25 protein-coding genes and 1 pseudogene are annotated in these 23864 nt (G+C 69.6%); 14 read left to right on the top strand and 12 right to left on the bottom strand.

The window, feature by feature from the left end:
• Positions 1-62: 62 nt before the first annotated feature.
• From BU28_RS0112570 to BU28_RS22900, 3 genes are all read left to right on the top strand, one after another.
• Complete coding sequence (locus BU28_RS0112570) at positions 63-1310, top strand: CaiB/BaiF CoA transferase family protein (protein WP_028719795.1); 1248 nt, start codon at positions 63-65, stop codon at positions 1308-1310.
• A 62-nt stretch (positions 1311-1372) separates the two neighbouring features.
• Positions 1373-2935 carry an acetolactate synthase large subunit gene (locus tag BU28_RS0112565; RefSeq protein WP_233144991.1) on the top strand — a complete coding sequence of 521 codons (1563 nt, stop codon included), beginning with the start codon at positions 1373-1375 and terminating at the stop codon, positions 2933-2935.
• A 4-nt stretch (positions 2936-2939) separates the two neighbouring features.
• Positions 2940-4589: a GMC family oxidoreductase gene (locus BU28_RS22900; protein WP_051578178.1), complete on the top strand. Its 1650-nt coding sequence runs from the start codon at positions 2940-2942 to the stop codon at positions 4587-4589.
• A gap of 143 nt (positions 4590-4732) precedes the next feature.
• On the opposite strand, the pseudogene tnpB reads toward BU28_RS22900, so the two are convergent.
• Positions 4733-4909 (bottom strand): annotated as a pseudogene (tnpB, locus tag BU28_RS26335) (IS66 family insertion sequence element accessory protein TnpB); the annotation flags it as partial.
• 6 nt (positions 4910-4915) lie between these two features.
• On the opposite strand from tnpB, the gene BU28_RS26330 reads away from it, so the two are divergent.
• The gene (locus BU28_RS26330; protein WP_233144994.1) at positions 4916-5059 is read left to right on the top strand and encodes a hypothetical protein; all 144 of its coding nucleotides are present in this window, start codon (positions 4916-4918) and stop codon (positions 5057-5059) included.
• Positions 5060-5141: 82 nt separating this feature from the next.
• Here the strand turns inward: BU28_RS26330 and BU28_RS0112545 are convergent, their stop codons facing one another.
• Together BU28_RS0112545 and BU28_RS0112540 are read right to left on the bottom strand one after the other, a co-directional pair.
• The gene (locus BU28_RS0112545) at positions 5142-6515 is read right to left on the bottom strand and encodes an FAD-binding oxidoreductase (RefSeq protein ID WP_028719792.1); all 1374 of its coding nucleotides are present in this window, start codon (positions 6513-6515) and stop codon (positions 5142-5144) included.
• 123 nt (positions 6516-6638) lie between these two features.
• Positions 6639-7604, bottom strand: a complete 966-nt coding sequence (locus BU28_RS0112540; protein ID WP_028719791.1) for a DUF808 domain-containing protein — start codon at positions 7602-7604, stop codon at positions 6639-6641.
• Between the two features lie 138 nt (positions 7605-7742).
• Between BU28_RS0112540 and cobS the strand changes: the two genes are divergently transcribed.
• On the top strand, positions 7743-8717 hold the full coding sequence (gene cobS, locus BU28_RS0112535; protein WP_028719790.1) for a cobaltochelatase subunit CobS: 975 nt from the start codon (positions 7743-7745) through the stop codon (positions 8715-8717).
• Between the two features lie 102 nt (positions 8718-8819).
• On the opposite strand, the gene BU28_RS0112530 is transcribed toward cobS, so the two are convergent.
• Together BU28_RS0112530 and BU28_RS0112525 are read right to left on the bottom strand one after the other, a co-directional pair.
• Positions 8820-9335, bottom strand: a complete 516-nt coding sequence (locus tag BU28_RS0112530; protein ID WP_028719789.1) for a rhodanese-like domain-containing protein — start codon at positions 9333-9335, stop codon at positions 8820-8822.
• Entirely contained in the window at positions 9332-9661 is a 330-nt protein-coding gene (locus BU28_RS0112525) for an ArsR/SmtB family transcription factor (RefSeq protein ID WP_198406656.1), read from the bottom strand. The genes BU28_RS0112530 and BU28_RS0112525 overlap by 4 nt, the downstream gene beginning before the upstream one ends.
• Before the next feature lie 67 nt (positions 9662-9728).
• Here BU28_RS0112525 and BU28_RS0112520 point away from each other — a divergent pair, with 67 nt between their 5' ends.
• From BU28_RS0112520 to BU28_RS0112505, 4 genes are all read left to right on the top strand, one after another.
• Entirely contained in the window at positions 9729-10094 is a 366-nt protein-coding gene (locus BU28_RS0112520; protein ID WP_028719787.1) for a carboxymuconolactone decarboxylase family protein, read from the top strand.
• 66 nt (positions 10095-10160) lie between these two features.
• Positions 10161-12023, top strand: a complete 1863-nt coding sequence (gene cobT, locus BU28_RS0112515) for a cobaltochelatase subunit CobT (protein ID WP_028719786.1) — start codon at positions 10161-10163, stop codon at positions 12021-12023.
• A 20-nt stretch (positions 12024-12043) separates the two neighbouring features.
• On the top strand, positions 12044-13855 hold the full coding sequence (locus BU28_RS0112510; protein ID WP_028719785.1) for an aminopeptidase P family protein: 1812 nt from the start codon (positions 12044-12046) through the stop codon (positions 13853-13855).
• A gap of 90 nt (positions 13856-13945) precedes the next feature.
• Positions 13946-14626 (top strand): DUF1045 domain-containing protein, encoded by a 681-nt coding sequence (locus BU28_RS0112505; protein ID WP_028719784.1) that lies wholly within the window; start codon positions 13946-13948, stop codon positions 14624-14626.
• Here BU28_RS0112505 and BU28_RS0112500 read toward each other — a convergent pair.
• Positions 14623-15573, bottom strand: a complete 951-nt coding sequence (locus BU28_RS0112500; protein WP_028719783.1) for a magnesium transporter CorA family protein — start codon at positions 15571-15573, stop codon at positions 14623-14625. The genes BU28_RS0112505 and BU28_RS0112500 overlap by 4 nt on opposite strands.
• Before the next feature lie 174 nt (positions 15574-15747).
• On the opposite strand from BU28_RS0112500, the gene BU28_RS0112495 reads away from it, so the two are divergent.
• On the top strand, positions 15748-16866 hold the full coding sequence (locus BU28_RS0112495; protein ID WP_036762823.1) for an amidohydrolase family protein: 1119 nt from the start codon (positions 15748-15750) through the stop codon (positions 16864-16866).
• 3 nt (positions 16867-16869) lie between these two features.
• Here BU28_RS0112495 and BU28_RS0112490 read toward each other — a convergent pair whose 3' ends face one another.
• The 3 genes from BU28_RS0112490 to BU28_RS0112480 form a co-directional block, all read right to left on the bottom strand.
• Positions 16870-17823, bottom strand: coding sequence for a 2-hydroxyacid dehydrogenase (locus tag BU28_RS0112490; protein WP_028719781.1), 954 nt, complete (start codon positions 17821-17823; stop codon positions 16870-16872).
• Between the two features lie 70 nt (positions 17824-17893).
• Positions 17894-18697, bottom strand: a complete 804-nt coding sequence (proC, locus tag BU28_RS0112485; RefSeq protein ID WP_028719780.1) for a pyrroline-5-carboxylate reductase — start codon at positions 18695-18697, stop codon at positions 17894-17896.
• Positions 18698-18743: 46 nt separating this feature from the next.
• Positions 18744-19247 carry a type III secretion system chaperone family protein gene (locus BU28_RS0112480; RefSeq protein ID WP_028719779.1) on the bottom strand — a complete coding sequence of 168 codons (504 nt, stop codon included), beginning with the start codon at positions 19245-19247 and terminating at the stop codon, positions 18744-18746.
• 213 nt (positions 19248-19460) lie between these two features.
• Between BU28_RS0112480 and cobD the strand changes: the two genes are divergently transcribed.
• Entirely contained in the window at positions 19461-20426 is a 966-nt protein-coding gene (cobD, locus tag BU28_RS0112475; RefSeq protein ID WP_028719778.1) for a threonine-phosphate decarboxylase CobD, read from the top strand.
• Here the strand turns inward: cobD and BU28_RS0112470 are convergent.
• From BU28_RS0112470 to BU28_RS0112460, 3 genes are read right to left on the bottom strand one after another with little or no spacing between them, the layout of a single operon-like run.
• Positions 20410-21453, bottom strand: coding sequence for a 5-(carboxyamino)imidazole ribonucleotide synthase (locus tag BU28_RS0112470; RefSeq protein WP_028719777.1), 1044 nt, complete (start codon positions 21451-21453; stop codon positions 20410-20412). The two genes, cobD and BU28_RS0112470, sit on opposite strands and share 17 nt — an antisense overlap.
• Positions 21446-21931 carry a 5-(carboxyamino)imidazole ribonucleotide mutase gene (gene purE / locus BU28_RS0112465; RefSeq protein ID WP_028719776.1) on the bottom strand — a complete coding sequence of 162 codons (486 nt, stop codon included), beginning with the start codon at positions 21929-21931 and terminating at the stop codon, positions 21446-21448. Before purE ends, BU28_RS0112470 begins: the two co-directional genes overlap by 8 nt.
• A gap of 49 nt (positions 21932-21980) precedes the next feature.
• Positions 21981-22199 carry a YdcH family protein gene (locus BU28_RS0112460; RefSeq protein WP_028719775.1) on the bottom strand — a complete coding sequence of 73 codons (219 nt, stop codon included), beginning with the start codon at positions 22197-22199 and terminating at the stop codon, positions 21981-21983.
• A gap of 181 nt (positions 22200-22380) precedes the next feature.
• Here BU28_RS0112460 and BU28_RS0112455 point away from each other — a divergent pair, with 181 nt between their 5' ends.
• From BU28_RS0112455 to BU28_RS22895, 3 genes are all read left to right on the top strand, one after another.
• On the top strand, positions 22381-22791 hold the full coding sequence (locus tag BU28_RS0112455; protein WP_028719774.1) for an Hsp20 family protein: 411 nt from the start codon (positions 22381-22383) through the stop codon (positions 22789-22791).
• Positions 22792-22804: 13 nt separating this feature from the next.
• On the top strand, positions 22805-23032 hold the full coding sequence (locus BU28_RS0112450; RefSeq protein ID WP_028719773.1) for a DUF1150 family protein: 228 nt from the start codon (positions 22805-22807) through the stop codon (positions 23030-23032).
• A gap of 207 nt (positions 23033-23239) precedes the next feature.
• Positions 23240-23731, top strand: coding sequence for a BrnA antitoxin family protein (locus BU28_RS22895; RefSeq protein ID WP_036762821.1), 492 nt, complete (start codon positions 23240-23242; stop codon positions 23729-23731).
• Positions 23732-23864: the final 133 nt, after the last annotated feature.

Genomic DNA, 23864 nt, shown 5'->3' with positions numbered 1-23864 from the left:
GGAAATCTGCAACGTGTCGTTCAAGTTCGGTCGAGACGGCCGCCGGGAAGGGAAGAACCAAGATGCCAAGACAGGCCGCCCTGCCACTTCAAGATGTGAAGGTTCTGGATCTGAGCCGGGTGCTTGCGGGGCCATGGGCCACGATGAGTCTGGGCGACCTTGGAGCAGAGGTCTGGAAGATCGAGAACATCAGAGGCGGAGACGATACCCGCGCCTGGTCGGTCCCGAGCTACAAGGGTGTCAGCACCTATTATCTTTGCGCGAATCGCGGCAAGAACAGCATCGCCGTCGACCTCAAGGCACCCGAAGGCCGCCAGATCGTGCTGGATCTTGCGGCCCGTGCCGATGTGGTGGTCGAGAATTTCCGCGCCGGCACCATTGACCGGCTGGGGATCGGCTATGACGCTCTGCGGTCCGTGAATCCAGGCATCATTCTCTGCTCGATCTCGGGTTACGGCCAGACCGGCCCCGACCGCAATCGGCCCGGATACGATTTCATCATGCAGGCCGAAAGCGGGCTGATGTCCATCACCGGCGAGAAGGACGGCCCACCGAACCGGCTGGGCGTGGCATTCGCCGATGTGGTGGCCGGCATGGTGGCGACGCAGTCGATCCTCGCGGCGCTTTACCAACGCAAGGCCACCGGCCAAGGCCAGAAGATCGACGTCGCGCTTCTTGAGACGACCCTGACCATGCTGATCAACGTGGGGACAGGCTATCTGAATGCAGGGATCATCCCCGGACGCTATGGCAATGCCCATCCGACCGTCGTCCCCTATCAGCTGTTCGATGCCGCGGACGACACCTTTGCGCTGGCTGTTGGCAACGACCGGATGTTCAAGGATCTGTGCGAAAAGGTGATCGACCGCCCTGATCTGGCCCGCGATCCGCGTTTCCTGACGTCGCACCAGCGCGCCCTGCATCGCGACGACCTGCTGCCGATCCTGGTGGAGATCTTCAGGCAGCGGGATTGCGCATCCTGGATCGACGCCTGCCTGCGCGCCGATGTACCCGCCGGGCAGGTCAAGACCGTGGCCGAGGCGCTTGACAGCCCCGCCGTCCGGGCGCGCGGCGTGGTGCAGACGCTTCAGCATCCCGAACTCGGTCCGGTGGCACTGATCCGCCCGGCCCATGGCCTTGCCGCGCAGGAAGGCAGGGCAGTCAAAGCCCCACCGCTTCTGGGCGAGGATACGCGGAGCGTGCTGCAAGAGGTGCTGGGCTACGACGCGGCGCGGATCGACGACATGGCGGCGCGCGGCGTCGTTCTGTGCCACGGCCGCCCCGCGCCGACTAAATCCGGGGCGGCATGATCCGGGCGCAGCCGGGCAGGACATGATTGGATCGCAGCCAAAGACCGATGGAAGGCGTCAGAATGACCGACAGGCAGAATGGGATGAACGGCGCGCAAAGCCTTGTAAAGACGCTGATCGCCGGCGGGATTGAAACCTGCTTCGCCAATCCCGGCACAAGCGAGATGCATTTCGTCGCGGCGCTGGACCAGATTCCCGGCATCCGCTGCGTCCTTGGCCTGCAAGAGAACGTCGTTACCGGCATGGCGGACGGCTATTACCGGATTTCGGGCAAGCCTGCCGCCACGCTTCTGCATTGCGGCCCCGGTCTCGCGAACGGGTTGGGGAACCTGCACAACGCCCGCCGCGCGCGCAGCGGCATGGTCAATATCGTCGGCGACCAGGCGACCTGGCACCGCCCGTTCGACGCACCGCTGACTGCAGACACCGAGGCGCTGGCCCGCACAGCCTCGGATTGGGTGCGGACAAGCGCCGCCGCATCCGAAGTGGGTCGGGATGGCGCGATGGCGATGCAGATCGCCCGCCGCCATGGTGGCGGCATCGCGACCCTGATCCTGCCTTCGGATGCGTCATGGGACGGGGGCGGACAGGTGGCACAGCCTTTCCCGGATCTTGCGCCGCCGCCGGTCGATGCCAATGCCGTGGATGGCGCGGCACGCATCCTGCGCGAGCACGCTGGGTCGACCCTCATCCTTTTGGGAAGCCGCGCCACTCTGGCGACCGCGCAGGAAGCGGCCTATCGCGTGGCCGCGGCCACCGGCGCCGAGATCCTGGCCGAATATGTCTGCGCCCGCATGAGCCGCGGGCAGGGCCGCGTGCCGATCGAGCGCGTGCCCTATACCCTGGCCGCAGCCAAGGCGCGGCTTGCGCGCTTCACCCACATCATCCTCGTCGGCGCGCGGCCGCCGGTGGGCTTCTTCGGCTATCCCGGCCAACCTTCGATCCACCACGATCCGGCGGCGGTCTTCCATATTCTCACCCGCCCCGAGCAGGACGAGGTGGCGGCGCTCACCGCGCTGGCCGAGGCCCTTGGTGCGCCGAAAGTCGCGCCTCCCGCTGCCGCGCCGCGGCCCGATATCGCCACCGGCGCCCCCACCCCCGAAGGGCTGGCCCGTACGGTGGCGGCGGTGATGCCCGAGAATGCGATCATTTCGGACGAAAGCATCTCTTATGGTCGGGGCTTCTACGCCGAAACGCATGGCGCGCCGCCGCATGACTGGCTGCACCTGACCGGCGGCGCCATCGGTGACGGCCTGCCGGTGGGCACAGGTGCCGCCGTGGCGGGCGGCGGACGCCGCGTGATCGGTCTTCAGGCGGACGGCTCGGCGATGTATTCGCTGCAATCGCTCTGGACCCAGGCGCGCGAGCGGCTTCCCGTCACCACCATTATTCTGTCAAATCGGAAGTACCAGATCCTGATAGGCGAATATGGCGGCGTCGGAGCGGTGGCCGGGCCGACGGCGATGAACATGCTTGACCTGTCGAACCCATCGATCGACTGGCTGCACATCGCCAATGGCATGGGTGTCGAGGCCGCACGCACCGAAACGCTGGAAGGCTGCGCGGACCTGATGCGCCAAAGCTTCGCGCAGCCCGGTCCGTTCCTGATCGAACTTATGATCTGACGCCATGGAAACTCTGCAGGACGAGGCCCGCGCCCTGATCGACCGCGTCTGGGATGCGGTGGTCGTAGGCACCGGGATCGGCGGGGCGACGCTGGGCCATGCGCTGGCGCAGGCCGGCCTGTCGGTCCTGTTCCTGGAGCGCGGACAGTTCAACGGAGCGGCCGGAAGCATCGCGGGCGACTGGCTGGAGGCCCTCGTCCCTGCGCGCCCCGAAGGCCCGAACTCCGAGGAGAGGCGTCGTGCCGGCCGCCTGGACGCGCCGATCTCGGATGTGTCCTCGGGTGAGGCAAAGCCGATCCTTCCCCTGCTGGGCATCGGAACCGGCGGCAGCAGCGCGCTTTACGGCATGGTGATGGAGCGCTTCTTTCCCTCGGACTTCGCCCCCGGCGACTGGTTCCCGAAATCCGGCGGCGCAAACCTGCCAGAGCGCTGGCCGGTCAGTTATGACGAAATGGCGCCCTTCTATGCCCGCGCCGAGGCGCTTTACGGCGTGCGCGCAACGCCGGACCCGCTGCACGAAGGCGCGGGCGCAAGGGGCATCAAGGAACCGCCGCCCCTTCATGCCGTCAGCCGCGAACTGGCCCAGGGACTGCGCGGGCGCGGCCTGCATCCCTATCATGTGCCGATGGCCTGCGAATACCGCGACGGCTGCCGCGAATGTCTGGGTTTTCTCTGCCCAATGGCGTGCAAGAACGACAGCGCGCGGGCCTGCCTGAAACCCGCGCTGGCCAGCGGCAAGGCGCATCTGCTGACCGGCTGCACCGTCGAACGGATCCGCGCACGGGACGGAGAGGCGGTGGGCGTCGAAGCCAGCTGGCAGGGCGAAGCGGTCTTCATCAAGGGCCGCATAGTCGCGCTTGCGGCAGGCGCTGTGCATTCGCCCGCGCTCCTTCTGCGGTCCGGCGGGGCGGGAGGGCTGGCAAACGGCTCGGGTCAGGTCGGGCGCAACCTGATGCGTCATCTGATCGACTACTATCTGGTGCGCACCCGTGCTCGGGCCGAGCCAGGGCCAGTCAAGCAGCTGGCCTTGAATGATTTCTACCATCACGAAGGCACCAAGCTGGGGACGCTCCAGGCCAATGGACGCATGCCACCAGCCCGTATCGTTGCCGCTGGCCTGCGCGCCGACTGGCGTCCGCATATCGGCCCGTTCGACGCGCTCTGGCCGCTGGCCCGCCCGGCGGTGGAATGGCAGGTGGCGCGGATGCTTCGGCGCAGCCACATCTTCGTCAGCTTCCTCGAAGACCTTCCCCATGCGGAAAACCGGATCACGCTGGGCGAGGATGGCCGGGCCATCCGGCTTGCCTACAAGATCCCGCCGGCCGACCAGGAGCGGCTTGCCCGCTTCCGCCGTCTGATCGGCCAGAGCCTGTCCGATTTCCGGGTTCGCCCGATCCATCGCGCGCATCTGAACGCCATGCTGGGCCACGTCTGCGGCACCTGCCGCTTTGGCGATGATCCGGCGACAAGCGTGCTGGACCGCAACAACCGGACCCATGAGGCGGCCAATCTCTATGTGGTGGACGCATCGTTCCTGCCCACGAGCGGCGGCACCAATCCCTCTCTTACCATTGCCGCCAACGCGCTGCGCGTCGCCGACGCCATGCTGCGGACGGTTTTCGCCAGACCTGAGGAAACGCCTGCGACCCGCTGAACGCGGGACGCCGGTATCAGACGCGCGGACGGTTTATGCGCTTCGTTGCTGTCCATTTCGGTCCCGCTCCGGGCCGCAACCCCGGCACTCCTGCAAATGCCCGTGCAACATATCGACGCCATAGGGAGGGCGGAACAGGTCCACCAGCTCCGCGCCGGGGCACACCAGTCGATCCCTTCCAGGAGCATCGACAACTGCGCCGGTGTCAGCGCCACCTTGCCCTCCCTGGCCGAGGGCCAGACGAACCGGCCCCGCTCAAGCCACTTCATGAACATGCAGGCCGCCCGGCCGTCCCACCAGATGACCTTTACCAGATATCCATCGCCGTGAACCTCCGGCGCGAGGTGACGGCGGCGGTGCTTTGGCTCCTGAGCCGCGGGATCGAGGTAAAGTGCGTCAAGGTCACGCCCTTTGAGCTGGAACAGGAGTTGATCATCGACATCCAGCAGATCATCCCGACGCCCATCTGATAGAGGGCAGGGATGAACCTGGGACCCTGCCATAGCCTCGCCCCAAGCAATTTGAGCGAAGGCGTCCCGCTGGCCCTATCCCTCAATCCGGAATCAGCTTGCCCGGATTCATGATCCCGTGGGGATCGAGCGCCTGCTTGATGGCGCGCATCGGGCCCAGCGCCTCGCCGTGCTGGGCGGCCATCAGGGGGCGTTTGCCGATGCCGATGCCGTGTTCGCCGCTGATCGTACCGCCGACCGCCAGCGCGCGCTCGGCCATGCGGAGGGCGACGCGCTTGGCGGCGCCAAGCTCGGCCGCGTCGCCGGGCATCACCAGGATCTGGGAATGGAAGTTGCCGTCGCCGACATGGCCGACCATGGGGCCCAGAAGCCCCTCGGCGCGGATGTCGGCCGCCGCCGCGGCGACGGCTTCGGGCAGATGCGACATCGGCACGCAGACATCCGTCACCACCGCCGTCGCGCCCGGGCGCAGCGCCAGGCAGGCGCGATAGGCGCCGTGCCGCATCCGCCACAGTTGCGCGCGCTGTTCCGGCGTCGTCGCCCAGTCGAAGCCCTGCCCGCCGCATTCGGCGGCAAGCTCGCCGAAGCGGCGCGCGTCCTCGGCCACCGAGGCGGGCGAGCCGTGGAATTCGACCATCAGATGGGGCTGTTCGTGCAGGGCCGCGCCCGAGAAGGCGTTGAAGGCGCGCGCGGCGTCGGCATCGACGAATTCGATCCGCGCCATCGGGATGCCGGACTGGATGGTCATGGTCACGCATTCGACCGCCGCGTCGAGCGTCGGGAAGGCGCAGACGGCGGCGGCCACCTCCTCGGGCTGGCCGTGCAGGCGCAGGGTCAGTTCGGTGATGATGCCGAGCGTGCCCTCGGACCCGACGAAAAGGCCGGTCAGGTCATAGCCGGCGCTGGATTTCGCGGCCCGGGTGCCGGTGCGGATCACGCGGCCGTCGGCCAGGACGACCTGCAGCGCCAGCACGTTGTCGCGCATGGTGCCGTAGCGCACCGCCGTCGTGCCGCTGGCGCGGGTCGCGGCCATGCCGCCGAGGCTGGCGTTGGCGCCGGGATCGACCGAGAAGAAAAGGCCGGTGGCGCGCAGGTCCTGATTCAACGCCTCGCGCGTGAGGCCGGGCTGGACATCGGCCTGCAGATCGCCCGGGCGGATGTCGAGCACGCGGTCCATGCGCATCAGGTCGAGGACCAGCCCGCCCTGGGTCGCCAGCGCATGGCCTTCGAGCGAGGTGCCGGTGCCCCAGCCGATGACCGGCACACGGTGTTCGTGGCAGAGGGCCAGGATGGCCGAGACCTCGTCGGTCGAGAGCGGCCAGGCGACGGCATCGGGCGGGGGCGCGGCATGGGCGGTTTCGGACTGGGCATGCAGGTCCCGGTCGGCCTGGGCCTGCGAGAAGCGCGGACCCAGCAGGCGAGCCAGGGCATCGCTGGCGGCGGCGGGAATCGGCATGGCTGTCCTCCAACTCGTATGGCAGAGGCTTAGGCCGCGGCGGGGCGAAGGGCAAGCGGGGCGGCGCCCGGCCCGGCGCCACCGGGTCGGGGTGGGTATTTGGAAAACGGTGAAAGCGCTGTCTCAGGCCCGGCCGAGGGCGCCGCGGACGGCGCCGATGGCGGGGGTGATGACGTGGTTCGCGACGGGGATCAGGACAAGGCCCAGCATGAGGCCCAGGATGCCGTCGAAGAAGGCCGTCGTCACCCAGGCAGCGACGCCCGGGGCGGCGGGAAGGGCCTGGGCCGCGGCCTCGGCCATGTGGTGGATCCATTCGTAGGGCTGGTGTTGGCCCAGGACATGGAGCCCGTGCACCACGATCTGGCCGCCGACCCAGATCATCGCGGCGGTGCCGACGATCGTCAGCACCTTCATGAAGCCGGGCATGAAGCGCACGATGCCGCGCCCCAGTCCCGCCGTCGCGCCGCCCCGCTGCGCGAGATGCAGGCCCACGTCGTCGGCCTTCACGATCAGCGCGACGAAGCCGTAGACCGCCACCGTGATGCCGATGGCCACGACCGCCAGGATCAACGCCTTTTGCCAGATGGTGTCGTCGGTCGGGATCGTGGCCAGCGCGATGGTCATGATCTCTGCCGACAGGATGAAGTCGGTCTTGATCGCGCCCTTGACGCGGGTTTCCTCGAGCCCGGCCGCGCCTTCGGGGGTGACGGTCAGCTTGGGTTCGTTGACCTGGTGGTGGCTGAGCGCGTGGAGGACCTTCTCGGCGCCCTCGAAGCACAGATAGGCGCCACCGATCATCAGGAGCGGCGTGATCAGCCAGGGCGCGAAGGCCGAGAGCAGCAGCGCGATGGGCAGCAGGATCACCAGCTTGTTGAAGAACGAGCCGCGCGCGATCCGCCAGACGATCGGCAGCTCGCGCGCGGCGGTGAAGCCGTGGACGTATTTCGGCGTCACCGCCGCGTCGTCGATCACCGCGCCCGCCGCCTTGGCCCCGGCCTTGACCGCCTGCCCCGCCACGTCGTCGACAGAGGCCGCCGCGATCTTGGCGATCCCCGCCACGTCATCCAGCAGCGCCAGCAATCCGCTCATCCGTCACCTGTCCCGTTGTTTCCTGTTCCAGAGTGACCACGGAACGCGACGAGGGCAAGACGGGTTCATCCCTGCTGGCGCTTGCGCGCGCTGCCCGAATGCGCAATCAAGGGCCGGATGCGAGGAAAGGGCCCGACGATGCTGGACGTGAACGCGAAACCGACCGAGGAAATCGACCTGCGCGAGGTCTTCGGCCTTGACAGCGACATGAAGGTCAAGGGCTTTGCCGAACGCGCCGACCGCGTGCCCGAGATCGACCCGACCTACAAGTTCGACCCGGACACGACCCTGGCGATTCTGGCGGGCTTTGCCTATAACCGCCGGGTGATGATCCAGGGCTATCACGGCACCGGCAAGTCGACCCATATCGAGCAGGTCGCGGCGCGGCTGAACTGGCCCTGCGTGCGGGTGAACCTGGACAGCCACGTCAGCCGCATCGACCTGATCGGCAAGGATGCGATCAAGCTGGTCGACGGCAAGCAGGTCACGGTGTTCCACGAGGGCATCCTGCCCTGGGCGCTGCGCAACCCGACCGCCATCGTCTTCGACGAATACGACGCCGGCCGCGCCGACGTGATGTTCGTGATCCAGCGCGTGCTGGAGGCCGAGGGCAAGCTGACGCTTCTGGACCAGAACGAGGTGATCTCTCCGAACCCGTATTTCCGGCTGTTCGCGACGGCGAACACGGTGGGCCTGGGCGACACCACGGGGCTTTACCACGGCACGCAGCAGATCAACCAGGGCCAGATGGACCGCTGGTCGCTGGTTTCGACGCTGAACTATCTGAGCCATGACGCCGAGGCCGCCATCGTGCTGGCCAAGAACCCGACCTACAACACCGAGAAGGGCCGCAAGATCATCAACCAGATGGTGACGCTGGCCGACCTGACGCGCACCGCCTTCATGCAGGGCGACCTGTCCACCGTCATGTCGCCCCGCACGGTGATCGCCTGGGCGCAGAACGCCCGCATCTTCGGCGACAACGTGGGCTATGCCTTCCGCCTGACCTTCCTGAACAAATGCGACGAGCTGGAGCGCCAGACGGTGGCCGAGTTCTATCAGCGCCTGTTCGACGAGGAACTGCCGGAAAGCGCGGCGGTCAAGGCGGGGTGATGGGGGCGCAGGACCGTTCGAGCGTCAGCAATTCGAGCCATGCGAGCACGTCCTGTGTTCGCCACATGATTGCAACAGAAGGCCTTCGCGCGATCTAGCCCCTCACGCCCCCGCCCTGTTCCACGGCATCCGCTGCAACAGCAGCGCCATGCCGCACCAGCCGGTGATGCCGGCCAGCGCCAGCATCGCGCCGATCAGCCCGGCCAGGGCAAAGAACGCCGGCGCGACCGCGAACCCTGCCAGCACCAGCGCCAGCACGATCAGCCCGACTGCGATCTGCACCTGGCGGAACAGCGGCAGCGCGCGCGAGGCGGTGACGACCGGCAGGCCGGCGGCCTTCCAGGCCTCGATGCCGCCCTCTAGATTGTAGCTCTCGCCATCGCGGGCGCCCGCAAGCGCGCAGGCCGAGGCGCCGCGTGTCCCGCGCTGGCACTGGAACACCACCCGCCGCCCGGCCAGGGCGGGCAAGGCCGCCGGCAGGCTGTCCAGCGGCACCGACACCGCCAGCGCCACATGCTCGGCGCGGAATTCCTCGGCCGAGCGCACGTCGACCAGCACGGCGCTGCCCTCGGCCAGCCAGCGGGCGACCTGGGTTGCGGAAACAAGCGTCTGGGTCATTCGGATTTTCCTTCGCAGAAGTGGCGGTAAAGCACCTGCATGATCTCGGCCACCGCCGGATGCGCGATGCGATAGTAAAGCGTGCGGTGGTCGCGGCGGACGGCGACGATGCCCTCGGCCTTGAGCCGGGCGAGATGCTGCGACATCGAGGTCTGGCCGATGCCCGTCGCCTGAACCAGCGCGCCGACGTGGCGTTCGCCCTGCGCCAGGCAGCACAGCACCAGCAGGCGCTGCGGATTGGCCAGCCCCTTGAGAAAGCCCGAGGCGCGCCCGGCGCTGGCCGCCATAGCGTCGAGGTCGGAAAGAAGATCCGGTGGCAGGTTCATGGTCGGCCTTTACAATTCATGCTTCCCTTATATCAATGATTAATGAATTGAAAAGAGGAGATTCGCCATGACCCCGGACAAGGACTATCCCGCCATCATCGCCGGCATCGGCGCCTATACGGCCGAGCTGCGTCGCACAGTTCCGCCGGTCATGCAGGGCTTTGGCGCGCTGGCCCGCGCCGCGACCGCCTCGGGCAGCGTCGATGCCAAGACCAAGGAACTGATCGCCCTGGCGATCGGCGTCACGCAGCGCTGCGACGGCTGCATCGGCTTTCACGGCAAGGCGCTGGTCGAACTGGGCGCCAGCCGCGACGAGGTGGCCGAGGTTCTTGGCCTGTGCGTCTACATGGGCGGCGGGCCGGCGCTGATGTATGCCGCCGACGCGCTGCGCGCCTATGACCAGTTCGCCGCCGCCTCCGCCCGCGCGGCCTGAGCGGGACCGACACCGAGGGGCGACTGGCCCCTCGACAGCGGCGGGAATCTGGCCCAAAAACAGGGCATGAAAAAATCCGACAACCCCGCCGATCCGTTCAAGAAGGCCCTGACCGAGGCCACCCGCGCCATGGCCGAGGAGCATGAGCTGAACGTGACCTTCAGCGCCGATCCCTCGGGCGTCTCGGGCGACACCATGCGCCTGCCGCAGGTCAGCCGCCGCATGACCCGCGACGAGGTGCTGATGGCGCGGGGCACGGCGGATGCGCTGGCGATGAAGCTGCGCCATCACGACGCGGCGACGCATGCGAAATACGTCCCCGCGGGCCCGATGGCGCGCGACCTTTACGAGGCGATGGAGACGGCGCGCTGCGAGGCCTTGGGCGCGCGCGACATGCCCGGCGCGCTATCCAACATCGACGCCAAGCTGGGTCAGGAAGCCGACCGCAAGGGCTATGGCCAGATCAAGGCGCCGGCCGATGCGCCGCTGGCGGTGGCGGCGGGCTATCTGGTGCGGCAGGCCGCGACGGGACGGGCGCTGCCGTCCTCGGCCCAGCATGTCGCCGACCTGTGGCGGCCCTTCGTCGAGGAGCAGGCGGGCGCGGACCTGGACCAGGTGAACGGCGTGCTGGGCGATCAGGCGGCCTTTGCGCGGCTGGCCCGCAAGGTGATTTCCGACCTCGGCTATGGGGACCAGTTGGGCGACGACCCGGACGAGCCGCAGGAGGACGAGGCCGACGAGAACGCCGAGCAGGACGAGGAGGCCGGCGACAACCAGTCCCGCGACCAGAGCCAGGACGAGGAGGCCGAGGCCAGCCCCGAGCGCAGCCAGGACCAGACCCAGGACGAGCGCCAGGCCCAGGTCAGCATGGACGACCAGTCCGACGAGGAGATGGCCGACGAGGCCGAGATGTCCGAGGCCGAGAGCCCGCCCGACCTGCCCCCCCCAGTCAGCGAGGCGAGCGCCGATTACAAGGTCTATGCCCAGGACTTCGACGAGGAGATCCGGGCCGAGGACCTGGCCGACCCGGCCGAGCTGGAACGGCTGCGCGCCTATCTGGACAAGCAGCTGGAGCCCCTGCGCGGCGCCGTCAGCCGGCTGGCCAACAAGCTGCAGCGCCGCCTGCAGGCGCAGCAGAGCCGCAGCTGGGAGTTCGACAAGGAGGAGGGCGTCCTGGACGCGGGCCGTCTGGCGCGCGTGGTGGCGAACCCGACGACGCCGCTGAGCTTCAAGGTCGAGAAGGACACCGAGTTCCGCGACACGGTGGTGACGCTGCTTCTGGACAACTCGGGCTCGATGCGGGGGCGGCCGATCAGCATCGCCGCGATCTGCGCCGACGTGCTGGCCCGCACGCTGGAGCGCAGCCAGGTCAAGGTCGAGATCCTGGGCTTTACCACCCGCGCCTGGAAGGGCGGCCAGAGCCGCGAGAAATGGCTGGCCGAGGGCCGGCTGGCGCATCCGGGGCGGCTGAACGACCTGCGCCACATCATCTACAAGGCGGCGGACGCGCCCTGGCGGCGGGTGCGCCCGAACCTGGGGCTGATGATGAAGGAAGGCCTGCTCAAGGAAAACATCGACGGCGAGGCGCTGGAATGGGCGCACCGCCGGCTGGTGCGCCGCCCCGAGCAGCGCCGCATCCTGATGGTGATCTCGGATGGGGCGCCGGTCGACGACAGCACGCTGTCGGTCAACCCGGCGAACTATCTGGAAAAGCACCTGCGCGACGTGATCGCCATGATCGAGAAGAAGAAGCAGGTCGAGCTGCTGGCCATCGGCATCGGCCATGACGTGACGCGCTATTACCAGCGCGCGGTGACGATCACCGACGCCGAGCAGCTGGCCGGCGCGATGACGGAACAGCTGGCCGCGCTGTTCGAAAGCGACCCGCGCAAGCGCGCCCGCGCCATGCACCAGCGCCGCGCCGGCTGAGGGCGTCGAAAGGAAAAGCCATGTTCCAGACCTACGACAGCCATTCGGACCCGGCGGCGCATGGGCCGCGCCTGGCCGCGCTGCGGGCCGAGCTTGCCTCGCGCCGGCTGGACGGGTTCATCGTGCCGCGCGCCGACGCCCATCAGGGCGAATATGTCGCCGCCCGCGACGCCCGGCTGGCCTGGCTGACCGGCTTTACCGGCAGCGCGGGCTTTGCCATCGTGACCGGGGACCGCGCCGGCGTGTTCGTCGACGGTCGTTATCGCGTGCAGGTCAAGGCCGAGATCGACGCGGCGCATTTCATCCCGGTGCCCTGGCCCGAGGTGCGCCCCTCGGCCTGGCTGGCCGAGGCGCTGCCGCAGGGCGGGCGCGTGGGCTATGACCCCTGGCTGCACACGCGGCGCGAGATCCGCGAGATGGAAAAGGGGCTGGCCGGGTCGGGCGTCGCGCTGATCGCGGCCGAGACGAACCCGATCGACGCGGTCTGGAGCGACCAGCCACCGGCCCCGGCCGGCGCGGTGCGGCTGTGGCCCGATGCGGTGGCAGGCGAGACGGCGGCCGAGAAGCGCGAGCGCATCGCGGCCGCCCTGCGCGCGGCCGAGCAGCGCGCCGCCGTGCTGACGCTGCCGGATTCGCTGTCCTGGCTGCTGAACATCCGGGGCACGGACGTGCCCAAGAACCCGGTCGTCCAGGGCTTTGCCATCATCGAGGACGACGCCCGCGTCGCCGTCTTTGCCGAGCCCGCCAAGTTCGGCCCCGAGGTTCGCGCAGCGCTGGGGAACGCCGTCACCATCCTGCCCCCCGAGGCGCTGACGCCCGCGCTGACGAACCTGGGCGGCCCGGTGCGGCTGGACCCCGCCACCGCCCCCGATCAGGTGTTCCGGCTGGTCGAAAGCATGGGCGCGCGCATCGCCGAGGCGCCCGACCCCGTGATCCTGCCCAAGGCCGCCAAGAACCCGGCCGAGATCGCCGGCATGCGCGCGGCGCATCTGCGCGACGGCGCCGCCGTGACCGAACTGCTGTGCTGGCTGGACCGGCGCGCGCCGCGGCTGGAGGACGAGCCGCTGACCGAGATCGGCGTCGCCCGAAAGCTCGAGGAACTGCGCATGGCGCGGGGGATCCTGGACATCAGCTTCGACACGATCTCGGCCACCGGGCCGCATGGCGCGATCTGCCATTACCGGGTCAGCGCCGACAGCGACCTGCGCATCCTGCCGGGCCAGGTTCTGCTGGTCGATTCGGGCGGGCAATATCCGGACGGCACCACCGACATCACCCGCACCCTGCCGATGGGCGACCCCGATCCGGCGGTGCGCCGGCCCTATACCCGCGTGCTGCAAGGCATGATCGCACTGTCGCGGGCGCAGTTCCCGCGCGGCGTCGCCGGCTGTCACCTGGACGCGCTGGCCCGCGCGCCCCTGTGGATGGAGGGGCTGGACTATGACCACGGCACGGGCCATGGCGTCGGCGCCGGGCTTTCGGTGCATGAGGGGCCGGTCAGGATTTCCCGCGTGTCCGACATCCCACTGGAGCCCGGGATGATCCTGTCGAACGAGCCCGGCTATTACCGCGAGGGCGCCTTCGGCATCCGCATCGAGAACCTGCTGGTGGTGCACCCGGTCGAAAGCCCGGACGGGCGCGCCATGCTGGGCTTCGAGACGCTGACCCTGGCCCCCATCGACCAACGGCTGATCGACCCGGCACTGCTGTCGGGGGACGAGGTGGCCTGGCTTGACGCCTATCACGCCCGGGTGCGGGACCAGATCGGCCCGCTGGTCGACCCCGAGGTGCGGGACTGGCTGAACCGGGCGACGCGCCCCCTGGCGGGCTGAACGCCCCTGCTGCGGGCGGCGGTGCCGGTGGCGCGGGCGGCCTTGGGTATTTGGGAAACGGTGAAGAGCCGGGCGTCAAAAAGGGACGAGATGGAATTTCGGCGCTATGCGATCTATCATCTGCCCGAGGGCGCGCTGGCACAGATGGGGACGGCCTGGCTGGGCTGGGACCCGCGCAGGGGGTCACCGGCCGCCCGGCCCGTCGTCAGGGGGCTGCCGGGCGATGCCGAGGCGCTGACCCGCGCGCCCCGGCCCTATGGCTTTCACGCGACGCTCAAGGCGCCGTTCCGGCTGGCCGCCGGGCATGGGCCGGACGAGTTGCTGCGCCGCGCGGCCCTGGTCTGCGACCACCTGGCACCCTTCGACCTGGCGCTGGAACTGGGTGCGTGGCACGGCTTCGTCGCGCTGCGCCCGCGCCAGCAGCCCCCCGCCCTGCTGGCGCTGGAGCAGGCGCTGGTCACGCGGCTTGACGATCTGCGCGCGCCCCTGACGGCCGAGGAGCGCGAGCGGCGGCGTCCCGAGACCCTGCCCGAGACGGCCCGCGCCCATCTGGACCATTGGGGCTACCCTTGGGTGCTGGGCCTGTTCGCCTATCACCTGACGCTGTCGGGAAGCCTGGAGGCCGAAGCGGCGGGGCAGCTGGTCCGCGCGCTGGAGCCGGTCTTTGCCCCCCTGATCCGGGCGCCGATGCCGGTGCGGGCGGTGTCGCTGCTGGGCGAGGACGCCGGGGGCCGCTTTCATCTGCTAGGCGAGGTCCCGCTGCGCGGCTAGATCCAGTTCTTCCACCGCAAAAGCGCCAGCACGCCCGCGACCGAGGCCGCCATCATCCCCAGCGCCATGGGCATGCCCATCGACCATTCCAGCCCCGGGATGACGCGAAAGTTCATGCCGTAGATGCTGGCGATCAGCGTCGGCGGCAGGAACAGGGCCGTAACGACAGAGAGGATGCGGACGCGTTCGTTCTGCTGCAGCCCGATCATCCCCATGGTCGCATCGATGGTCATGCCGATGCGCGAGGTCAGGAAATCGGCATGCACCTCGAGCGCCTGGATGTCGCGCTGGATGCCCTTTGCCAGGCCGCGCGGGGCCTGGTCGCGGGGCGTGACCGCCGCGTGATAGACGAGGATCCGGTCCAGGGACAGCAGCCCCATGCGCACATGGCCCAGAAGCTCGGCCTGCTGGCCGATCGTGACCAGCGCGTCCTGCAGGAACTCGGTTTCGCTGGTGGCGTCGCGCGACAGGACCCGGCCGGCGATGCGGTCCAGCACCTTGCCCACGCCCTCGGAGAGGTCGGCGAGCCGGCCCACGATCTCCTCGACCAGGCCCAGGAACACCCGTTCGGGCGTGTCGCAGCCGGTGCTGCCGCGGTCGGCGCGGCGGGGGAAGGTCTCGAACGGGCGGGGCGCGTGGTGGCGCACGGTGACCAGCCGGCGGGCGTTCAGGATGAAGGTCACCGGCATGGCGGCGCTGCCCCCCTCGGGCAGCTGGCCGGGCAGGACGGCGGTCATGTAGGCGGTGCCGCGGTCCATGTAGAGGCGGTTCGACAGCTCGATTTCCTCCATATCCGCCAGGGTGGGGATCTCATAGTCGAGGGCGGCGACCGCCGTCGCCTGCGACCCGAGCGGGCGATAGAGGTCGACCCAGATCGCCGCCGACAGGTCGGCCTGCGGTGCCAGCGGCACGAGCGCCGTGCCGGTCGTGGCATAGGCGTAAAGCATCCCTTCCCCCTTGCAGGCGATCCGGCGGGCAGCCTGCGCCGGGCGCGCGGGCGGCGTCAAGGGCCAGGCTGGTCCCCGGGACCGGACCGATCCGGCGCCGGAACCGGGCCGGATGTCACGGGCGTTTCACAACCATGGCGCATCATTGCCCGAACCATCGGCACGAGACGGACCATGCCCCACCTGCCCCCGATCCGCCTGACCGGCGCCACCATCCTGCGCGAGGGCGAACTGCGCCAGCGCTCGGTCGCCATTGCGCGGGGCCGCATCACCCGGGGGCCGCTGCCGGCGGTGGACCTGCAGGGCTATCTGGTGCTGCCGGGCATCGTGGACCTGCTGTTCGTGCCCCCTGCCCGGGGCTCCGCCGCCGAGAGGCTGCGGGCCTGCGCCCGGGTCGCCGCCCGCCACGGCATCACCACCGCCTGGCCCGCGCCGCTGTGGGGCTGGCAGGACGACCCCGAGCCCTGCGCCGCGCTGGTCCGCGCGCTGCGGCCCGGGGGGTGGCCGGACCTGCGCCCGGCGCTGCGGATCGAGAGCTATCGCACCGATTGCACCGACGCGCTGGTCGCGCTGTGCCGCGAGGCGCGGCCGGAGCTTGCCTGGTTCGCCAGCGACTTCGGCCGGCTCGAGGACCTGCACCAGCACGACCCTGCGGCGCTTGGGGCCGAGGCGCGGCGGCTGGCGCTGGACCCGGCGGCGCTGGCGCTGCAGCTTGAGGCCGCCGCCCTGCGCCGGCGCGAGGTGCCGCGCCACCTGTGCCGCCTGGCCGAGGCGCTGGACGAGGCGCGCGCGCGCTATGGCAGCATCGGCGACACCGGCGGCGCCATGCGCGAGACGCATTCCATGATCGGCGCGGGGCTGGCCGCCTGCCCGGCCGCCCCCTCGGCCGCCGCGGCGGCGCGGGCGATGGGCGACCCGGTGCTGCTGTCGGCGCGCGAGGACGAGCGGCTGGTCGAGTTCCTGCGCGGCGGCTTCGGCGACGCCATCGTCTCGGACGGGGCGCCGGGGCGGCTGGTGGCGCTGGCGCTGGCGCTGGCGGGGCCGGAACTGGCCGACCTGCCCCGGATCTGGGCGCTGCTGTCGCAGCACCCGGCCGAGATCATGCGGCTGCCCGACCGGGGCCGGCTGGACCAGGGATGCCGCGCCGATCTGGTAGTGGTGGCACAGGACAGCGGTGCGGTGGAGGCCACGATCAGCGCCGGCCGACTGATCCACCTGACGGGGCAGGCGCGCGACCGTTTTGCCGCCGTGCTGCCGCGCGGCCGGGACGACATGGGAATCGCGGCCGAATAGGGCCTAGCGGTTCACCCGGTCGGGCAGATCGCGTCCTTCGGCGAAGGCCAGCAGGTTCGACAGCGCACGCATCGCCATGTCGGTGCGCACCTCCTCGGCCGCAGTGCCCAGATGGGGCAGCAGGGTCACGTTTTCCAGGTCGATCAGGCCGGGGGCCAGGACGGGTTCGCGTTCATAGACGTCAAGCCCCGCCCCCGCGATGGTGCCGTCCCGCAGCGCGGCGACCAGCGCCGCCTCGTCCACCACGTCGCCCCGGGCGATATTGACCAGGATGCCCTGGCGGCCCAGCTGCGCGAGTTCCGCCGCGCCGATCAGGTGGCGTGTGCCCGCGCCCCCCGGCACCGCGACGACCGCGAAATCGGCGGCCTTCAGCAGCGCCTCCAGCCCCTCGGCCTGGCGGGCGGGAAAATCGAGGCCGGTCACGCGCGAGCGGTTGTGGAACGCGACCGTCATGCCAAAGCCGAAATGGCAGCGGCGGGCGATGGCCTGGCCGATCCGGCCCATGCCGATGATGCCCACGGTCTTGCCGCTGACATGGCGCCCCAGCAGTTGCGTCGGCTGCCAGCCGATCCAGTCGCCCCGGCGCAGCAGCCGCTCGCCCTCGCCGGCGCGGCGGGCGGTCATCAGGATCAGCGTCAGGGCGATGTCGGCGGTCGCCTCGGTCACGGCGTCGGGGGTGTTCGTCACCGCGATCCCGGCCGCCGCCGCCGCCGCCACGTCGATGTGGTTGTAGCCCGCGCCGAAATTCGCCAGCAGCCGGCAGCGCAGCCCTTGGGAAAACGCCTCGGCGCTGAAACGATCGCCCAGCGTCGGCATCACCGCGTCATAGTCTCGCATCGCCTGCGCCGCCTCGGCAGGGTTCAGCCCCTGGGTGCGCTCCAAGAGGGTGGTGTCAAAGCGCGCGCGCAACGCGGCCTCGGCCCGTTCGGTCATGCGCCGTGTGACCAGAAGCTTCATCAGAACATCCTTGCGCCCAGGGGGACCGGCTGGTCGGGGCCGATCACCACCACATCGCCCGCCGCGCCGATCATCGGCCCAGCTCCCGCCCGCGGGCCGCAGCGGCGGCGACGGTGCGGCGCATCAGGGGCGGCAGGCCATGGTCCGGGTCCATCAGCTCGGCCAGGCCGGCCGCCGTGGTCCCGCCGGGCGAGGTCACGTTTTCGCGCAGCCGGGCCGGATCCTCGTCCTGGGCGACCGCCAGCGCGCCCGCGCCAGCGACCGTCGCGCGCGCCAGTTCCAGCGCCAGGGTCGGGGACAGGCCCTCGGCCGCGCCGGCCGCCGTCATCGCCTCGATCAGGTGAAAGACATAGGCCGGGCCCGAACCCGACAGCGCCGTCACCGCGTCCATCTGGTCCTCGGAGTCCAGCCGCACGACGCGCCCGACGGCAGACAGCAGCGCCTGCGCCAGCGCCATCTGCGCCGCGCCCGCGCGGGCGTTGCCGATGATCGCGGTGATGCCCTGGCCGATGGCGGCGGGGGTGTTGGGCATGGCGCGCACGATGGGCGCCGCCGGAAAGGCCGCCTCATAGGCCGCGATGGTGACGCCCGCCGCGACCGAGATGACCAGCGTATCGCCGCCGACCGACAGGCGCGGCAGCACCTCGGCCATCATCTGCGGCTTGACCGCGATCAGCAGGACGGCGGGATCGCCGGGCAATTCACCGTTTACCGAAATACCCAGATCCGACAGCTCCGCCCGCGGATTGGGGTCGATCACATGCACCGCGCCCGCCGCCAGCCCGTTCTGCAGCCAGCCGTCCAGCAGCGCGCCGCCCATCCGCCCGCAGCCGACCAGCACCAGGCCGCGCGCGTTCACATCCGAAAAATCCATGCTGCCCCCTCGGCTTGCGCCCCCTGCCCGGTCCTCCCGGGCGGGTTCAGGCGCGACCGTAAGCCTCGGCCAGGGCGATGTCCATTGCCGCCTCGGGCGAGGCGTCGCCCCAGCAGGCCAGCTGGAAGCAGGGATAGAAGCGCTCGCAATTCTCGATGGCGTTGCGGATCATCTGGTTGATCTGTTCGGGACTCGCGATGGCCTCGCCCGACAGGACCAGCCCATAGCGCCAGACCATCAGCTTTTGCGCCGCCCAGAAGGTGAAGCCGCCGTCCCAGACCTGATCGTTGGCCAGGTTCAGGACGTGATACAGCGCCGGCAGCCGGTCGGCGGGCGGGTCCATGTCGAAGGTGCAGATCAGGCGCAGCACCTCCTCGCGCGGCGACCAGGCAAGGGTCAGCGAATAGGTCCGCCACTGGCCTTCGACGGCCATGGCGATCTGGTCCTCGGCCAGCCGGTCGAAGTCCCAGTCGTGATGGGCCGCGACCGTCTCGACGATGTCGATGGGATGGATTTCGTCGCTGTGGATGAAGTCGCCAAGCTGCGTCATCTTCCTGCCTTTCGAAACAGGGCCAGCCCGCCATATGGTGGGCGCCGACTACACCCGGCGTAGTTGCCGGAATGTGCTTACTAGATATCGTGTTCCGGTTCCATGAGGGTGTAAAGAGAAAATTCCGTTACCACCCCCTCCGATTGCTGCATGTGCACAACGATGGGCGCGACAGGCGGGACCGGTCAGGCGCCCACAGGGGCAGGAGGAATGATGCGCGACCACGGCGGCGATCTGGACAGGGCGGCACGCGACTTCGGCGGTGCGGCATGGATCGACCTGTCCACCGGGATCAACCGGCGGCCCTATGTCCCGGCGCCGCTGTCGGCCCATGCGCTGAGTGCCCTGCCGACGCGCGCCGACCAGGCGCGGCTGGTGGCGGCGGCCTCGGCCCGCTACGGCGCTGCGCCCGAGGCCATCCTGCCGCTGGCAGGGGCGTCGGCGGGGATCCAGCTTTTGCCCCATGCGGTGCCGGGCCGGCGGGCGGCGGTGCTGTCGCCGACCTACAACGAACACGCGGCCAGCCTTGCCGCCGCCGGCTGGCGGGTCGAGACGCCCGAGACCCCCGAGGCGCTGGCGGGCGCCGACCTGGGGGTGATCGTCAATCCCAACAACCCCTGCGGGCGGTCGTTCGAGCCCGGGCAGATCGCCCGGATCGCCGCGACCGTGGGCCACCTGCTGGTCGATGAAAGCTTCGCCGACCCCCGGCCCGATCTGTCGGTGGCCGGCGCGCCGCCGCCGAACGTTACCGTGCTGCGGTCCTTCGGCAAGTTCTGGGGGTTGGCGGGGCTGCGGCTGGGCTTTGCCATCGGCGCCCCGGCGCTGCTGGCCCGCATGGCCGAGCGCGCGGGCCCCTGGCCCGTGTCGGGCCCCGCCCTGGAGATCGGGGCGGCGGCGCTGGCCGATGAGGCGTGGAGCGAGGCAACCGTGACCTGGCTGGCCGAGGCGGCGCTGCATCTGGATCAGATCGTCCTGGCGGCGGGCTGGAACCTGGCCGGGGGCACGCATCTGTTCCGGCTGTACGACGCGCCGGACGCTCGGGCGGCGCAGGCCCGGCTGGCCCGCGCCGGCATCTGGAGCCGGATCTTTCCCTGGCACCCCCGCTGGGTCCGCCTGGGCATCCCCGGCGGGCGCGAGGAATTCGCGCGGGTGGCAACGGCGCTTACAGCACCCGGTTGACGTGGCCCATCTTGCGGCCCGGCCGCGCCTCGCCCTTGCCATACAGATGGACCTGGGTGCGGGGGCGCCGCAGCAGATCCGGGATGCGGTCGATGTCGTCGCCGATCAGGTTCTCCATCTCGACATCGGCATAGCGCTGGCCGTCGCCCAGGGGCAGGCCGGCGACGGCACGGATGTGCTGCTCGAACTGGTCGACCGCGCAGCCCGCCTGGGTCCAGTGCCCCGAGTTGTGGACGCGCGGCGCGATCTCGTTCACGATCAGCCCTTGGGGCGTCACGAACAGTTCGACCCCCATGACACCGACATAATCCAGCGCATTGACGATGCGAGCCGCGATCAGCACCGCGTCGGTCAGCAGGCTGGCCGGCAGCCCGCAAGGCACGGTCGTGGTGCGCAGGATGCCGCCCCGATGCACGTTCAGCCCCGGGTCATAGGCGGCCACCTGCCCGTCCGCGCCGCGCGCCACGATGACGCTGACCTCGGCCGAGAACGCGACGAAGCCCTCCAGGACCGAGGGCGCGCCCGTCCAGTCGCGCTGTCCCGCGTCGGAAAAGCGGATCTGCCCCTTGCCGTCATAGCCCATGCGCCGGGTCTTGAGGATCGCGGGCGCCCCAAGGTCGGCCAGCGCGGCGGGCAGGTCGGCCTCGGTCTCGACGTTGCGATAGGGCGCGGTGGTCAGCCCGATGCCCGTCAGGAAGTCCTTTTCCGTCAGCCGGTCCTGCGACACGGCCAGCGCCCGCCGGTTCGGGCGGATCGGGCGCAGCGATTCCAGCAGGTCCAGCGCCGAAGTCGGCACGTTCTCGAATTCGTATGTGATCACATCGACCGATTCGGCGAAGGCGCGCAGGGCGTCCTGATCCTCATAGGGGGCGTTCGTCACCGCATGGGCCACGTCGCCCGCCGGCGCCGCGCCCGGTTCATAGACATGGCAGCGATAGCCCAGCCGGCTGGCCGCGACCGACAGCATCCGCCCCAGCTGGCCCCCGCCCAGGATGCCGATGGCGGCGCCGGGTTTCAGTTCAGTCATCCTTGGGCTCCTCGGGGATGGAATCGGACAGGGCCTGGCGCCAGGCATCCAGCCGCGCGGCAAGATCGGGGTCGGAAATCGCCAGGATCCCGGCGGCCATCAGCCCGGCATTCGCCGCCCCCGCCGCCCCGATCGCCATGGTCGCAACCGGATAGCCCTTGGGCATCTGCAGGATGGAATAAAGCGAATCGACGCCCGACAGCGCCTTGGTCTGGACGGGCACGCCGATCACCGGCACCCGCGTCTTGCTGGCCATCATGCCGGGCAGATGCGCCGCCCCGCCCGCGCCGGCGATGATGACCTTGAGGCCCCTTTCGACCGCCGTCCTGCCATAGTCCCACAGCCGGTCGGGCGTGCGGTGGGCGCTGACGATGCGCGCCTGATAGCCGATGCCCAGTTCGTCCAGAATGGCCGCAGCCTCGCGCATGGTGGGCCAGTCCGACTGGCTGCCCATGATGATTCCGACGGGTCTTTCCATCCGTGCCCCCTTTTCGCCCCGCCCTAGCGCGCAGGGGCGCGCGATGCAATCAGGCGATGATGTCCGGGGTCAGCTCATCCTCCAGCCGGGCGATCCGGTCCTTCAGCGCAAGCTTCTGCTTCTTCAGGCGCTGGAGGGTCAGCGAATGGGTCAGGCTCTGGCTGGCGAGCGCCTCGATCGCCTCGTCCAGGTCCCGATGCTCGCGCCTGAGCACCTCGAGCCGGGCGCGCGCGATCTCGTCATGGGACATTTCGTACTGGGCGTTCATGATCGGGCCTCGGGCTGGACTGCCCCGTTATAACCCGCGGTTTCCGCGGTGTTAATGGCCTTGCTGGAATTGGTTAACGAATGCCGCCCCTTGTCTCGGGGCGGGGCGCTGCCCATATTGCCATCAAGCGGGTCGCCGCATCGGGGCCCGTCCGTAACAGTCGCTGCACGATGGGCTGAACATGACCAAGATTTCGCTGGCCGCACATCCGTTCCTGCTGGGGTTCGATCAGCTGGAGCGTCTGGCCGAACGGGCCGCCAAGGGTGCCGAGGGCTATCCGCCCTACAATATCGAGCATCAGGGCCCGGACGGGTTCCGCATCACCCTGGCGGTTGCCGGTTTTTCCGAGGAAGATCTGGCGCTTACGCTTGAGGACCGGCAGTTGGTGGTGCGCGGCCGCCAGACCGAGCCGGAGGAGGAGCGGGTGTTCCTGCACCGGGGCATCGCCTCGCGCGCGTTCCAGCGCAGCTTCGTCCTAGCGGACGGGGTCGAGGTGGTCGCGGCGAAGCTGGAAAACGGCTTGCTTAACATAGACTTGCGCCGCTCGACACCCGAGAGCGTCGTGCAGACCATACCGATCAGCCGCAAGTGAAAGGGGATCGCAGATGAACGAGAAATTCGATTTCGGCCCGGAAACCTCGGGCAACACCGTCTATATCCGCCGCGTGGCGATGGACACGCTTCCCGACGAGGTTCGCCGGCAAGTGCCTGATGTGGATGCGCTTTATGCCGTCCACGGCGCGGATGGCGAACGCCTTGCACTGGTCAAGGACCGCAGCCTGGCCTTCATGCTGGCGCGCCAGAACGAGCTGGAGCCGGTCAGCGTCCACTGACCCCAGATCCGGCCCCCAGGGTCACGGACCGGCCTTCCCCGAAGGGGGAGCGCCGGTTTTTTCATGCCCGTTTCCGCGCCGCACCATGCGTCCCCCGGCCGTGCACGGGGCGTACACCGCGCGTACACCGGCAACGCGCGCCGCGTTACGGTTTCGTTAACCCCCGCGAGCCGATCATGGCCTTCGGTCCTGGACGGAGGGTGCGCGATGGCGAAGGCGGACGAGCAGCGGCGGATGAACTATCACTACATGGCCGACGCCATGCGGATGCTGGAATGGGACCTGCACCAGCGGCTGATGGAGGAGCTGCGCATCCCCGCCGAATGGCACGAGATCGCGCGCGAGAAGGGCCAGTCGAAAAAGACCCGCGTGACGATCCGGCTGGACGAGGAGATCGTGCGGTTCTTTCGCTCGACCGGGGCGGACTGGCAGCCGCGGCTGAATCGGGTGCTGTCGGTCTGGATGCACGCGCGGCTGGCGGGGATGATCCGAGGCGCCGAGACGATGGACTACATGAAGCGGCGGGTCGAGGAAGGCCACGACGGACGTCGGCCGCGCTGGGGGGACCTGCAGCGGATGGAAGAGGAGGTGCTGGGGGATGCGGTAACCCGGTTCGGCGAGGTGGGGGTGCCGGTAGGGGAGGAGCGGGTGGCCTCGGCGGTGCTGAAGGTGGAGTTGGATGGGAGGCGGGGGCGGTGAGGGGGGCGGACGGAAGGCGGTGACAAGCCAGAGAAAGTGAGAGTGTCCGATCTTCTGTGTATCGGTGATCTGGTCCATGCTTTCTGAGAGGAGCAAGGACGATGACGATTTCGAACGAACTGCTGGACGAACT

The organism is Paracoccus yeei ATCC BAA-599 (assembly GCF_000622145.1).
GTDB lineage: Bacteria > Pseudomonadota > Alphaproteobacteria > Rhodobacterales > Rhodobacteraceae > Paracoccus > Paracoccus yeei.
The sequence above is the reverse complement of the archived record's forward strand: the minus strand, read 5'-3'. Positions and strand labels throughout refer to the sequence as shown.